Origin of the sequence: Mycobacterium sp. E2699, assembly GCF_001666745.1 — a bacterium.
Lineage (GTDB): Bacteria > Actinomycetota > Actinomycetes > Mycobacteriales > Mycobacteriaceae > Mycobacterium.
In genome coordinates this window covers 47,271-60,851 of record NZ_LZJH01000025.1, presented here as the reverse complement: position 1 = coordinate 60,851, position 13,581 = coordinate 47,271, and the positions used below count along the sequence as shown (strand labels likewise).

Sequence of the window (13,581 nt, the reverse complement as noted above, 5' to 3'; positions counted from 1 at the left end):
CGGTCCAGCGCCAAATGACGCCGAACCTATCGGAAGTCTCCTCCGATATTCCCCGTCCGACCAGGGCATTAGGACCCCTCGAAGGGGGTCGTTGGTCGCCGGCCAACCAGAGTCGTTCCGTGTCGTCGAGCACGGTTGAGCGACGGCTCGGCCGGCTGGCGCGGACCGAAGCTCACCCCGTCGCCGGTGCCGGATCGACCGCGCGCCGGCTGACCTTCGTCGGGCGAAGAGCCACCAGCAGCACCCCGACGGTGAAGACCGCCGCGGTCACCCATGGGAAACGCCCCTTCGGCGCGAAGCCGGTGTAGGCGAAGAAGTGCAGACCCATGGCGGCCAGTGCGGCACCGGTCAGCATGGACACTTCGCCCCAGCGGGCCGTGACGGGCACGCCGAGCATGGGCAGTGGGGCCGCGAAGATGCGTCGTTGCCACCACAGCAACAGCAGTTCGAACGCCGTCACCACGCCGAGCATCACCACCCATTCGAGCCGGGCGAGCCACCACGCCCCGGATCCCTCCTGAGGCTGCGGCAGCAGGCCGGCCGGGTACGCGACGAGCGCGACGATGACGACCGGGATCATGTGCCAGAGGTACAGGGCCATCACATTGTTGTTCGCCACGGACAGCGCCCGCCTGACGAAGCCGCCGCGCAAGACGCGGTTGAGCGCGGGCGCCAGGGTCATCACCAAGCCGGCCTGTGCGCAGGCGAAGGCCAGCATCGCCACCGTCGGCGGCGTGGTGTTCTGCACCGCCTGGCCGGGAACGCCGATCATGCTGACCGGGTACCGCGCCACCCCGATCAACAGGGCCAGCCCGACCGCCGACGCGATCGCCAGCAGCGCCGGCCTGGGCCCGGTCAATAGCCCACCGTGCCAAGCGATTCCGAGCTGGTAGAGCGCACCCCAGCACAGGAGGTAATTCAGCCAGCCGACATACGGCACGTGGCCCGCGATGGTCGCCACGTCGAGCACCGCAACCCCCACCGCCAGCACGGCCGGCACCAGGAGACCCCAACGCCGTTGTGCCGCAATGGCAATCGGCGTCAGCGACACCACCACCAGGTAGACGGCGAGAAACCAGAGGTGCATCGCCACCGCCCACCCCGCGTATTCGAGCACGGAGCCGGGCACGCCGACGGCCACCAAAGCGACCACGACCACCGAAACCAGCGCGATGTAGACCGCGGTCGGCCCGAGGACCCGGGCCAGTCGATGCCGAAGCCAGACCTCCCGCGAGAAACCCTCGGCGCCGCGTCGATGCGTCCAGGACACCGCGCCCGCGTAGCCGGCCGCCAGGAAAAACACCGGCACCGCTTGGAATATCCACGTCAGCCATTGCGTCCACGGCAGGTCGACGAGTGGGTTTTCCCGGCCGAAGGACCCGTCGTGATAGGTCACCGAACCGGCCAGCCAATGCCCCAGCACGATGAGGACCACGCCCGATGCGCGATAGAAGTCGACGGCCAGGTTGCGGGCCGGTCGCGCGGTGTCCGCCACGAGCGCAACGGTACCTGTCCCGTGGGTCGAAGTGGCTCGGCGCACAATGGGCCCATGAAACGGGCTCATCTCGCCGAACTCGAAGTTGGACGCCTGGGTCTGGGCGCGATGGGCATGTCGGTCGCCTACGCCGGTGCCGGCAGCGACGACGCCGAAGCGATCCGAACCATCCACCGCGCCATCGACCTTGGCGTCACGCTGATCGACACCGCGGAGGTCTACGGCCCGTACGTGAACGAAGAACTCGTCGCCCGCGCGCTGCGGGGCCGGCGTGATCAGGTGGTGCTGGCAACCAAGTTCGGCCTGATCTCCCACACCGGCCGAGACGGCCTCGACAGCAGCCCCGCCAACATCCGCGTCGCCGTGGACGGGTCGCTGCAGAGGCTCGCGACCGACCACATCGACCTGTACTACCAGCACCGCCTGGACCGCGGCACCCCGATCGAGGACACGATCGGAGCGCTGACCGAGTTGGTGGCCGCCGGAAAGGTCCGCCACATCGGTCTTTCCGAAGTCGGCGTCAACACGATTCGGCGCGCCCACGCGGTGCACCCCATCACCGCCGTGCAGTCCGAATACTCGCTGTGGACCCGAGACCCCGAGGATGGGGTGCTCGAGGTCCTGCGTGAGCTGGGGATCGGGTTCGTCGCCTACTCGCCGCTGGGCCGCGGGTTTCTCACCGGCGCGATCCGCTCCACCGCGGAACTTCCCGACTCCGACTACCGCAAGACCAATCCCCGGTTCTTCGACGAGAACTTCGCGCACAACCTCAAGTGCGCCGACGAGGTGCGCGACATCGCCGCCGACGCGGGCGTCACGCCGGCTCAGGTCGCGCTGGCCTGGCTGCTGGCGAAAGGGCCTGACATCGTGCCCATTCCGGGAACCAAGAGGGTGACGAGGCTCGAGGAGAACGTCGCGGCCGATACCGTGCGGCTCACCGCGGGCCAACTGGAGCGACTCGACCGGCTCACCCCGCCCGTCGGCGGCCACCACGCCGCGGCGCAGATGGGCTGGATCGACCGCTAGTCGCCATCCGCACGAAGCCGTGATCGGCGCCAAAGAACGGCCACGGAAGGCCACGGAAGGCCACGGAAGGCCAGGGTCTCCTTCGGTTCGCCGGGTCAGTCCGTCCCGGCCAGCGCCCCCGAGCCGTATTTCTTCTCGATCAGCCCCCAGGGGTCGGCATAGGGGCCGCGGCGCTCTGCTCGGCGCTGCAGCTCGAGAGCGGCGCGCATGAGCGGCCGCAATATCGGGCCGAGCGCCCGCAGCACGACGCGCTGGCGGCCCTGCGACTCGGCGATCCACGCCAGGGTCTGGTGCCAGTCGTGCTCTTGAAAGTCGAGCAGTGCCTGCGCTTCGGTGGTGTCGTACCAGCCGGTGAAGCTCCAGCCGCGGTCGTCGCAGGGGTCGCCGGGCAGACTCGCCGACGGACCCAGCCGGCCCAGGCCGGCGGCGGCCATCAGGTCGTCCCCGAGGTCGCGTTGCAGCATCACATACGATTCGTTGCCACCGATGAGCAGCGCCTTGCCCGCGATCGTCGCTTCGCGATCGACCCCGTTGGCGAACGCCAGCGCCACGTCACGCGCGTCCACCGCGTGCATCCGGTTGTCGCCCGGCATCGAGCGCAGCAGGGTCAGGTAGTCGCCGTTGATGTCGGCCTGCGTGTCCGGCGAGATGATCCCGCCCAATCGGTACAGCGCATACGGCAGACCGCTCGCCCGGATCGCCGCCTCGGCCAGCACCTTGTCCTCGCCATATTGATCGATCGGCTGCACCGGGGTGTCCGGGGTGATCCGCTCCGGGTGGCGGTAGGGGTTGCGCGAGCCGTACACGGCGGCGCTGGACGCCATCAGGAACAGCGGGGGACGGGGCAGCGTCGCGGCCGCCGCCAGCAGATTCTCCGTGCCGCCCACGTTGACGCGGCGCGCCAGCGCGGGATTGCGATACGACGGCGGTGAGACGATGGCGGCGAGGTGAACGATCGCGCCGGGCCGATGGGTCGCGACCAGATCGCGCACCGCCTCGGCGTCCAACAGGTCGACGTAGGCCGGTATCAGCGCACCGGCGGTCCTGGCCGCGGCCAATTCGTCGTGGACCGCAACGGTTTTGTCGTTGCGGAGGTCCATCGCCACGACGGTTCGTCCCCGCTCGAGCAGGAGCTGCGTGCATCGCTTACCGACCTGGCCGAACGCCCCGGTGATGAGAATGGTGCCAACGGTCATCGACGCCTACCGTTCGATGATCCGGGCGGCGAGCTTGGCAGCCACCCGCCGGATCCGGTCGGAAATGTACACCGAGAACACCGGGGTCACGATGTCCTCCCGCAGCCGGGTCAGCTTGGAGCTCTTGATAAGCCATTGGCCGGCGATGTTCTGGTAGGTCTCGTGGTAGTGGCCGTAGCCGACCAGGCTCACCCCCGGGCCGAAACGGACCACATCTTGCAGGGCCCACACGCCGCGCGCCGTCGTCGCCGACGTCAGCTCGATCTCGGGCGCGTGCACCTGATGGGCGGTCGCCTGCGCGGGGCGCCCGATGCCCCGGCGGGTGAACGCCACGAAATCGTCGGCGCCGACAATCACCTTGCCGCCGGCCTCGGACGTGTCGCTGAGGAAGTCATCGGTGAACAGGGACCGCCACGCCGACCAGTCCTTGGCGTCGAGGTACCGGCAGTAGCGGGCCTTGAGCTGCTTGATGGCCTCGATGGCCAGCAGTGTGGTGGCGTTGTCTTCGGCGGTCTGCGTCATTGCGGCTCGATTCCGGTCGACCAGCATTTCCGCCAAGCGTGACACTTCACGCCGAAACTGTAACCCGTCAACCTTTGAAGTAGACGATCTGATGGGTAGTGGCCAACAGGACGCCGTCCCGGGTCCAGACTTGGGCGCTTTGGTCGAAGTAGCCGCCGGAGAAGCGGTTGGCGTGGGCGGTGGCCAACACGAAGTCACCGCTGAGGGCGTCAAGCTGGCGTTGATCGGCGAGGAAATAGGTCGTCAGGGAGATGGTGCCGGCCGGCAGGACACCGCCGCGGCGCAGGAACACCCGTGGGTAGAAGACGTCACACAGCGCGGCCAGCGCCGGATAGTCGACGGGGCGTTGCGCTTTGTCGCGCACCCACAATGTCGTCGTCGACGAGGGGCTGGGCTGTCCGTCCGCCCCGGGGAGCGGGCCGTCGACGAACCGCATGTCGTAGAGCTCCGACCAGACGGCGACGTGGCCCATGCCGGTGGCTGTGATCGATTCCGGCGGCGGCGCGCTCGGCGGCGGCGCCTGGGTGTCAGCCCAGCTGTCGCGGGCGGTCGCGAACACCGCCGTCGCCGTGGCCTTGGCTTCTCCCTCCTGAGTGAGCTCGACGTTCCAGTGCTGATTGGTTCGGTTGGTGCGCACGGCCCGCAGTGCGAGGTCGAAGTCGCCGTCGGCGACGGGTGCCGCGTAGTTGACCGTCAACGCCAACGGCTCACCGATGCGGTCGGGATGCGTTTCGATGGCCCGCACCATGGCGGCCGCGGTAATGCCGCCGAACGGGCCCACCATGTTCGCCCACTCCGGATGGGTCCTGCCGCGCCTGACGCCGGCGTCGGTCAGGTCGAGATGGACCGCGTGGTCAAACGGGTGCGTGCCGGTCATGCCGATTCCTTGATCGCCATAGCATCGGGCGGTAATCGCACAGCGATGCGGGTCGACGGCAGATTACTTGCCGGCAAGCGTGGCCGCTAGATTGGGGGCCTCGGCCGAGCCGCGCGTAGGTGAGGAGGCGGGTCTCGCATGAGCGTTCCGGATCGCCAGCGAGCGATGGTGATGAACACTCCCGGCGAGCCCTTGGAGGTCGTCGACAGGCCGGTCGGTGAACCCGGTCCGGGGCAGGCGCTGGTCAGGGTGCGGGCCTCGAGCCTGAACTTTCACGACAACATCAACCTGATGGGGTTGCTCCCCGGCCCGTGGCCCCGCGTGCCGATGAGCGACGGCGCCGGGGAAGTGGTGGCGCTCGGACCCGGGGTCGACTGGCCGCAGGTGGGGGACCGGGTGATGGGGACGTTTCACCCCGAGTGGCTCGATGGGCCGCCGACACCGGAGTCCAAACGGGTGCTGCCCGGCGACACCGAGGACGGGTGGCTGCAGCAGTACCGCGTCGCCGACGCGTCGGGACTGGTGCGCACGCCCACACATCTCAGCGACCTCGAAGCCGCGACTGTGCCCTGCGCGGGCGTGACGGCGTGGAGTGCGCTGAGAGAAGCCCACATCGGCGAAGGCGACGTCGTGGTCACCCAGGGCACCGGTGGGGTCTCGCTGTTCACGGTCCAGCTCGCCAAGGAGCTGGGCGCCACCGTGATTCTGACGTCGTCGTCCGACGAGAAGCTGAAGGTCGGAAAGGAGCTGGGCGCAACGCATCTCGTCAACTATCGCGCTACCCCGAGCTGGGAGACCGAGGTCAAGCGGCTGACCGGTGGGAGAGGCGCCGACCTGATCGTCGAGCTCGGCGGGCCCGCCACCCTGGCGCAGTCGGTGCATTCGGCGAGGGTGGGTGGCACGGTCGCCGTGATCGGCGTGCTGACCGGATTCGACACCGCGCCCGTCTCGGTCGCGGAAGTGATGCTCAACAATCTGCGGATCGTCGGGATCACGGTGGGCAGCGTGCGCGGGCACCGGGAGTTGTGCGAGTTCATGTCGGATGCGGGCATCAAGCCGCATATCAGCCATGTCTTCGACTGGGAGAAGCTCGAAGACGCGCTGGCGGTGATGCGGGCCGGCCAGCACGTCGGCAAGATCGCGCTCACCATCCCCTGACCACCTGAGCGAAAGGAAAGGCGCTGACGGCGCTCATCCGCGCCGCGGTGCAGCCGAACGCGTCCTAGGGGAGACCTGTACAGTCATCAGGCGGTGCTGTACAGTCGCCCAGCACGAGCTCGAGGAGGCCATTGGCGATGACGCGCAGGCGAATTCGGGGCCGCCGGTGAGTGGCGAGTCGGTCCGGGAGTTCCGCGGCCGGGCCAGAGCCTGGTTGTCCGAGAACCTGCCGAGGCTGGACTCGGGGGACGCGATGATCCTCGAGCGCGACGAGCTGTCGTCCTGGCGGCGCGCCCGCGAACTGCAACGGAAGTTGTACGACGGGGGATTCGCCGGCATCTGCTTTCCGCGGGAGTACGGGGGGCTGGGGCTGGGCTACGAGTACAAGAAGGCGTTCGACGCGGAGGCCGTCGCCTATGAGACGCCGCTGTTGCTCAACGTCCCGTCCTTCGCCATCTGCTGCGCGACGATCCTCGACATGGGCAGCGAGGAGCAGAAGCGGGCCCACATCCGGGCGGCGCTGCGCGGCGACGAAGTGCTCGTCCAGCTGTTGTCGGAACCCAGCGGCGGCTCGGACCTCGCGGGTGTGATCACCCGCGCCGACCGCCGGGGCGGACGCTGGATCATCAACGGCGCCAAGACGTGGAGCACCTGGGCGTTCGCCGCTGACTATGGCCTGTGCCTGGCCCGAACCGATTGGGAGGCGCCCAAACACAACGGCCTGACGATGTTCCTGGTACCGCTCCGGCACGCCGGGGTGACGATCAACCGCATCCGCCAGGTCAACGGTTCGGTCGAATTCTGCGAAGAGTTCTTCGACGACGTCGACGTGGGCGACGACGCCGTGGTCGGGGAGCCGGGCAAGGGGTGGGACGTCGCCTCCCGACAGCTCTACCACGAGCGGCGCACCATGGGCGACGGATCGGAGTACACCAGCGGCCCCGGAATCGCTGAGGCCGAGGACATTTCGATCGACCTGATGTCGTTGGTCGAAGGGACGAACCAGGCCGACAGCGCACGGGCCCGGGAGATGGTCGGCCGGGCCCTGGTGCACCGGGCGGTGCAGAAGCAACTCAGCGAGCACGTCTTCCACGCCGTCGTCGCCGGGTCCCTGCCGCCCGCCGCGGGTTCGATCATCAGGCTGGGCATGGCCGCGGCCCACGACGTCGAGAACGACATCGCCCACGCCATCGCCGGCCCGGCGGCCGTGGTCGAGGACGACGCGGGGCTGCTCGACATCGGCACGCGTTACCTGGGCCGTCAGATCGCCAGCATCGGGGGCGGAACGACGGAGATGGCGCGCAACGTGATCGGCGAGCGGGTGTTGAACTTCCCCCGCGAGTACGCCGCCGATCGCGGTGTGCCGTTCAACCAGGTGCGCCGGGGCAAAACCGCAGAGGGAGGCCACAAGTGAGCGATCAACCGCGCGACATCCGCGAGCTGGCCGACGACACCGACGCCTATCGCGACGAATTGTTCCGGCGCTGGACCGGTCTGCTCAGCTACCGCTACATCGGCCGCAACCACTCGTCCATGAACGAGGGCGAAACCGACGACACCGTCACCATTCGCCGCGACATGCGCAACGAGGCCGGCGGTCTCATGGTGGCGCCGCTGGCGATCTCCTCGCCGGAGGGATGTCAGACCGACATGGTCGCGGTGCCCAACCCGGTCATCGCGTCGGTCCAGATCGTCGACCCCGGCTACGACGTCACCAGAATCGAGATCGTCGGGTCCGGCATAGTGCACCAGGGCCGGACCATGGGCTACGGGCGGTGCACGATCGTGGACGCCGACAATCGCGACCGCGTGATCGCCTTCAACGAGGGCCAGGGAGCGGTGATCGGTGTCCCCCCGGAAGGCCTTGGCAAGATGGATGTTTCGGGCACGGAGCTGGTGATCGAGGACTCTCCCGACCTGCCGCCGCTGTGGCAGGCTTTCGGCGCCGGCAAGCGCGGCGACGGACATTGGGTGCTGCCCGCCCTGAGCGCCGAGCTCGCGTCGCCGGACGCCGCGCTGCACATCGGGCCCCAGCACGTCGTGCTCGAAGCCGCGGCGACCGACCTCGCCGCCGAGGTCGCCGGAACCCGGAAGGTGCAGGTCATCAGCTGGCACGTCATGTTCATGTCCCGCGGCAAGGTGGGTCCCTTCCGCGTGGAAGGCACGGCGCACGGCGGGCACGGGCGCGTCGGCGTGCGCATGCTGCTGCACGATGAGGGGAACGCGGACAGGGCCATCACCTCCGCAGCGGCGATCTTCGACGTCGTCGGCTGACTTCCGTCAATCGCCTCCGCGACGCTGGCTGAAGTTCACCGAAATACAAAGCGAACGGTTAGTAAAAACTCGGGCGCGGTCAGGCCCAATGATCATTGCCATTAGATACCATTGATGCCTGAAACGATCGACAGTAAAAACTATGCGGGGTTTGAATTGCGCCTCGCTTGTCGACCCGAGTTGATGTGAAGCCTCGAAAGTGATGGGGGATAACGGATGAAGCACCGCGAGATGACGAAGAAAATTTCCGCGTGCACGTTCGGCGCGCTGCTGGCTGTCGTGCTGGTGCCGGCGGGTGCCGCACACGCCGACCAGACCGACCAGGATTTCACCAACTTCCTGCAGTCGCACGGCATCAACCTCGGTAGCCCGTCCCAGACCGTGAATATGGCGCACGTGATGTGCAAAGATCTCGACGCCGGCTACACCGAGAAGGACGAGGTGGACCAGTTCACCGGGGCGCATCGGCTGAACCAGGACCAAGCCCAGATGTTCGTGGGTGCGGCCACCGCGGACTACTGCCCGTCGCACCACCCCGCCAGTAATCCGGCCAAAAAGTAGCCGCAGCCGCACTCGGCCGCGCCCTGGCCATACGCCTGCATGCATATGTATGGTGCAATCCGACGCACCGACATGACAGGAGAAGACCAGTGGCAGAACGCTTGGCGGGAAAGGTCGCCCTGATCAGCGGCGGTGCGCGGGGGATGGGCGCCTCGCACGTGCGGACGCTGGTCGCCGAGGGCGCCAAGGTGGTATTCGGCGACATCCTCGACGACGAGGGCAAGGCCGTCGCGGCCGAGCTCGGTGACGCGGTTCGCTACGTACACCTGGACGTCACGAAACCCGAGCAATGGGACTCCGCCGTGGCCACCGCCTTGAGCGAGTTCGGCGGGATCGACGTGCTGGTGAACAACGCCGGCATCCTGAACATCGGCACCATCGAGGACTACGAACTCTCCGAGTGGCACAAGATTCTCGACGTCAACCTGACCGGCGTGTTCCTCGGGATCCGCGCCGTCGCGAAACCGATGAAGGACGCCGGCCGCGGGTCGATCATCAACATCTCCTCGATCGAGGGCATGGCAGGCACCATCGCCTGCCATGGTTACACCGCAACCAAATTCGCGGTCCGGGGGCTGACCAAATCGGTGGCACTCGAACTCGGGCCGAGCGGGATCAGGGTGAACTCGATTCACCCCGGGCTCATCAAGACGCCGATGACCGAGTGGGTCCCCGAGGACATCTTCCACACCGCGCTGGGCCGAATCGCCCAGCCCAGGGAGGTCTCCAACCTCGTGGTGTACCTGGCCAGCGACGAATCGAGTTATTCGACCGGCTCCGAGTTCGTCGTCGACGGCGGCACCACCGCCGGGCTGGCGCACAAGGACTTCTCCGCGGTCGATGCCAGCCAGCAGCCCGAGTGGGTCACGTAGGCCGGACCCACATCGAAACTGCGTCCAGCGCTACAAAATTGGGGTCAAGCACGCGCTGTGCGCAGGCTCGGCGCGTCGTCACCTAGGTCAGGGCGCCACCGCGAAAGATTCGCGCTCCTTGACCGGCGCGGGCCAGGGCGACGGCACCGGCCGCTGCCGCACCCGTTGTGGCCACCAGAACCACTTGCCCAGCAGCGCCGCGATCGACGGCGTCATCAGCGACCGGACGATCAGCGTGTCGAACAGCAGTCCCAGGCCGATGGTGGTGCCGACCTGGCCGATGACGGTGAGCTCGCTGACCGCCATCGTCATCATGGTGAACGCGAACACCAGTCCGGCCGAGGTGACCACGGATCCCGTCCCACCCATCGCCCGGATGATTCCGGTGTTCAGCCCCGCGTGGATCTCTTCCTTGAACCGCGACACCAGCAACAGGTTGTAGTCGGCACCGACGGCCAGCAGGATGATGACGGACATCGCCAGGACCATCCAGTGCAATTCGATGCCGATCAGGTGCTGCCAGATGAGCACCGACAGCCCGAAGGACGCCCCGAGGGAAAGCAGCACGGTGCCCACGATGACCGCCGAGGCCACGACGCTTCGCGTGATGATCAGCATGATGATGAAAATCAGGCACAGCGAGGCGATTCCGGCGATCAGCAGGTCATAGTTGCTGCCGTCCTGCATGTCCTTGTAGGTCGCCGCGGTTCCCCCGAGATAGATCGTGGAGCCCTCCAGCGGCGTGCCCTTGAGCGCTTCGTAGGTCGCCTTCTTGATCGCATCGATGTGCGAAATGCCCTCCGGCGTCATCGGATCGCCGTCATGGCTGATGATGAACCGCACCGCGTGGCCGTCGGGCGGCAGGAAGTTCTTCATGCCCTTCTTGAACTCGGCGTTGTTGAAGGTCTCCGGGGGCAGGTAGAAGGAGTCGTCGTTCTTCGACGCGTCGAACGCCTTGCCCATGGCGTTGGAGTTCTTCTGCGCCTCGTTTTGCTGATCCTGCAGACCCTTTTGGGTCGAATACATGGTCAGCATCGTCGTTTTCATGGCCCGCATGTTCTCGATCATGGCGGGCATCAGGGCCACCATCTGGGGCATCAGTGTGTCGAGATGGTCCATGACGGGCAGCAGGCTCTGGATGTCGTCGGTCATCGTGTCGATGCCGTCGAGGGCATCGAAGACCGAGCGCAGCGAAAAGCACACGGGGATGTCGTAGCAATGCTTTTCCCAGTAGAAGTAGCTGCGGATGGGCCGGAAGAAGTCCTCGAAATCTGCCATGTGCTGGCGTAATTCGTTGATATCAATGGTCATCTCGTGCATCTTGCGGACCATGATGTGCATGCTGTCGGCCATCTGCGCCGTGATGCTCTGCATCTTCTCCATGCTGTCGATGGTGGTTTGCATCATGTCGGCCTGGTGCAGCATGTCGGCCATCTGATCCGCTTGGTACTTCTGATTCATCTGCTGGGAGACACCCTGCATGCTGATCTGGAACGGGATCGAGGTGTGCTCGATCGGCGTGCCCTGCGGTCGGGTGATCGCCTGCACGCGTGAGATTCCGGGCACCCGGAAGATCGCCTTGGCGACCTTGTCGATCACCAGGAAGTCGGCGGAATTGCGCAGGTCGTGGTCACTTTCGATCATCAGCAGCTCGGGATTCATCCGCGCATTCGAGAAATGCCGGTCGGCTGCCGCGTAGCCGGCGTTCGCCGGTAGATCGGCGGGCAGGTATTTGCGGTCGTTGTAGTTGGTCCGGTACCCGGGCAGCGTCAGCAGGCCGACGAGCGCGATCGCGATGGTCACGATCAGAACCGGGCCCGGCCACCGGACGACGACGGCGCCGATCTTGCGCCAGCCGCGGATGCGCTGCGCCCGCCTGGGCTCGAGCGTCTGGCGGAAGCGCGAAGCCACCGAGATCACCGCGGGGCCCAGCGTCAGGGCCGCCGCGACCACCACGACCATGCCGATGGCCAACGGGATGCCCAGCGTCTGGAAGTAGGGCAGGTTGGTGAAGTGCAGGCAGAACGTCGCGCCCGCGATGGTCAGTCCCGATCCGGCCACCACGTGAGCGGTGCCGCCAAACATCGTGTAATACGCGTCTTCTCGCGATTCGCCGATTGACCTGGCTTCCTGATATCGCCCGATCAGGAAGATCGCATAGTCCGTTGCGGCCGCGATCGCCAGCGTTACCAACAGGTTCGTGGCGAAGGTGGAGAGCCCGATGATGTTGTAGTAGCCGAGGAAGGCCACCATTCCACGGGCGGCGGCGAGTTCGAGTACGACCATCACCAACGTGAGCAACACCGTCACGATGGACCGGTAGACCATCAGCAGCATCGCGATGATCACGACGAACGTGACGGTGGTGATCACCTGCAGGCTACGGTCGCCGGCGATGTGCTGATCCGCCTGCACGGCCGCGGGCCCGGTGACGTAGGCCTTGACCCCGTTGGGCGCGCGCACGCTCTTGACGATGTCCTGCACCGACTCGACCGACTCGTTGGCCAGGGCCTCGCCCTGGTTGCCGGCGAGATAGACCTGGACGTAGGCGGCCTTGCCGTCGTTGCTCTGGACGCCCGCACCACTGAGTGGATCGCTCCACATGTCCTGGACGTGTTCCACGTGTTTGGTGTCGGCGTCGAGCTTTTTGACCAGCTGGTCGTAGTAGGCATGAGCGTCCGCGCCCAACGGATTCTGGCCTTCGAGGACGATCATGACCGAGCTGTTGGACTTGTATTCGTGAAACACCTCGCCCATGTGCTTCGTCGCGATGACCGATTGCGCGTCGTCCGGGCTCATCGAGACCGAGCGCATCTTCCCGACCTCGTCCAGCTGCGGGACGACCGTGTTGAGCACCGCGATGACGGCGATCCAGCCCAGAACGATGGGTACGGCGAATCGTCGGATGATCCGCGGAATCGCCGGGCGCCCGGCGTGCCTGGCGATGGGCAAGGTGTCGGTCGGGTGTTCAGCGTTCGCGCTCATGCGGATTTCACCAAGCAAAAGGTCAGGGCGTGCACGCCGTCGGTTATGTTCTCGTCCTTGACTTCGTCGTCGATGGTGATGCGGCAGCCGAGGCGGTCACCATCGCTTTGTGCCGAGAGGTTGGGGAAGACCGAGGGGGCGGTCGTGCTGAGGACCAGCGTCCAGGGGAGCGGCGCATCGTCGACGCGCTTGGGGTCGGCCGACAGGTCCAGGTAGTTCACGTTGGCGTGACTGGCCGAGCCGAAGATCTCGTATTTGACGACCTTGGGCTTGAAGGGCTTGGAATCATCTTGCCGCGGGCTCGTCAACGGTCCTGCGTTCTCGGCCACGAAGAACGACTTGACCCGCATCACGGCGAAGCCGCCGATCACCACCACCGCCACGATCAACAGCGGCAGCCACGCGTTGCGCATCACCTTCGATAGCTGCACCTACGTGGATTCCTTTCCTCGTCGCCCAACCGTGCGGTCGCCGTCGAGCGGACACCGGATCCAATGCCCCGGCTGGGGTCCCCGCAATCTCCTTGCGCCCCAATGCGTTCGGAGATTGTCGTGATCCACGCGGGTGCAGACGTCGGGCGCTGGGATGCCTGCCGGCGCGTCGCCGAGCCCCCGT

General features: G+C 66.6%; 12 protein-coding genes. 6 read left to right on the top strand and 6 right to left on the bottom strand.

Features of this window, described 5'->3' with window-relative positions:
* Nucleotides 1–172 precede the first annotated feature (172 nt).
* Nucleotides 173–1,495, bottom strand: a complete 1,323-nt coding sequence (locus A5696_RS02075; RefSeq protein WP_231964201.1) for an acyltransferase — start codon at nucleotides 1,493–1,495, stop codon at nucleotides 173–175.
* A gap of 54 nt (nucleotides 1,496–1,549) precedes the next feature.
* Here A5696_RS02075 and A5696_RS02070 point away from each other — a divergent pair, with 54 nt between their 5' ends.
* Nucleotides 1,550–2,521: an aldo/keto reductase gene (locus A5696_RS02070; RefSeq protein WP_067872610.1), complete on the top strand. Its 972-nt coding sequence runs from the start codon at nucleotides 1,550–1,552 to the stop codon at nucleotides 2,519–2,521.
* A 95-nt stretch (nucleotides 2,522–2,616) separates the two neighbouring features.
* On the opposite strand, the gene A5696_RS02065 is transcribed toward A5696_RS02070, so the two are convergent.
* From A5696_RS02065 to A5696_RS02055, 3 genes are all read right to left on the bottom strand, one after another.
* Entirely contained in the window at nucleotides 2,617–3,717 is a 1,101-nt protein-coding gene (locus A5696_RS02065; RefSeq protein WP_067872607.1) for an NAD(P)-dependent oxidoreductase, read from the bottom strand.
* Nucleotides 3,718–3,723: 6 nt separating this feature from the next.
* Nucleotides 3,724–4,239 carry a nuclear transport factor 2 family protein gene (locus tag A5696_RS02060; RefSeq protein ID WP_067872904.1) on the bottom strand — a complete coding sequence of 172 codons (516 nt, stop codon included), beginning with the start codon at nucleotides 4,237–4,239 and terminating at the stop codon, nucleotides 3,724–3,726.
* 67 nt (nucleotides 4,240–4,306) lie between these two features.
* Entirely contained in the window at nucleotides 4,307–5,116 is an 810-nt protein-coding gene (locus A5696_RS02055; protein WP_067872604.1) for an acyl-CoA thioesterase II, read from the bottom strand.
* A 138-nt stretch (nucleotides 5,117–5,254) separates the two neighbouring features.
* Between A5696_RS02055 and A5696_RS02050 the strand changes: the two genes are divergently transcribed.
* From A5696_RS02050 to A5696_RS02030, 5 genes are all read left to right on the top strand, one after another.
* The gene (locus tag A5696_RS02050; RefSeq protein ID WP_082968875.1) at nucleotides 5,255–6,274 is read left to right on the top strand and encodes an NAD(P)-dependent alcohol dehydrogenase; all 1,020 of its coding nucleotides are present in this window, start codon (nucleotides 5,255–5,257) and stop codon (nucleotides 6,272–6,274) included.
* A 166-nt stretch (nucleotides 6,275–6,440) separates the two neighbouring features.
* A complete protein-coding gene (locus A5696_RS02045) occupies nucleotides 6,441–7,688 on the top strand; it encodes an acyl-CoA dehydrogenase family protein (protein WP_067872601.1) in 1,248 nt (415 codons plus the stop codon).
* Nucleotides 7,685–8,548, top strand: a complete 864-nt coding sequence (locus tag A5696_RS02040) for a hypothetical protein (protein WP_067872598.1) — start codon at nucleotides 7,685–7,687, stop codon at nucleotides 8,546–8,548. Before A5696_RS02045 ends, A5696_RS02040 begins: the two co-directional genes overlap by 4 nt.
* 231 nt (nucleotides 8,549–8,779) lie before the next feature.
* Nucleotides 8,780–9,109 (top strand): DUF732 domain-containing protein, encoded by a 330-nt coding sequence (locus tag A5696_RS02035; protein ID WP_082956243.1) that lies wholly within the window; start codon nucleotides 8,780–8,782, stop codon nucleotides 9,107–9,109.
* An 89-nt stretch (nucleotides 9,110–9,198) separates the two neighbouring features.
* Nucleotides 9,199–9,981 carry an SDR family oxidoreductase gene (locus tag A5696_RS02030; RefSeq protein ID WP_067872591.1) on the top strand — a complete coding sequence of 261 codons (783 nt, stop codon included), beginning with the start codon at nucleotides 9,199–9,201 and terminating at the stop codon, nucleotides 9,979–9,981.
* Nucleotides 9,982–10,068: 87 nt separating this feature from the next.
* Here the strand turns inward: A5696_RS02030 and A5696_RS02025 are convergent, their stop codons facing one another.
* Complete coding sequence (locus tag A5696_RS02025) at nucleotides 10,069–12,966, bottom strand: RND family transporter (protein ID WP_067872588.1); 2,898 nt, start codon at nucleotides 12,964–12,966, stop codon at nucleotides 10,069–10,071.
* Entirely contained in the window at nucleotides 12,963–13,379 is a 417-nt protein-coding gene (locus A5696_RS02020) for an MmpS family transport accessory protein (RefSeq protein ID WP_067872584.1), read from the bottom strand. Before A5696_RS02020 ends, A5696_RS02025 begins: the two co-directional genes overlap by 4 nt.
* Nucleotides 13,380–13,581 lie beyond the last annotated feature (202 nt).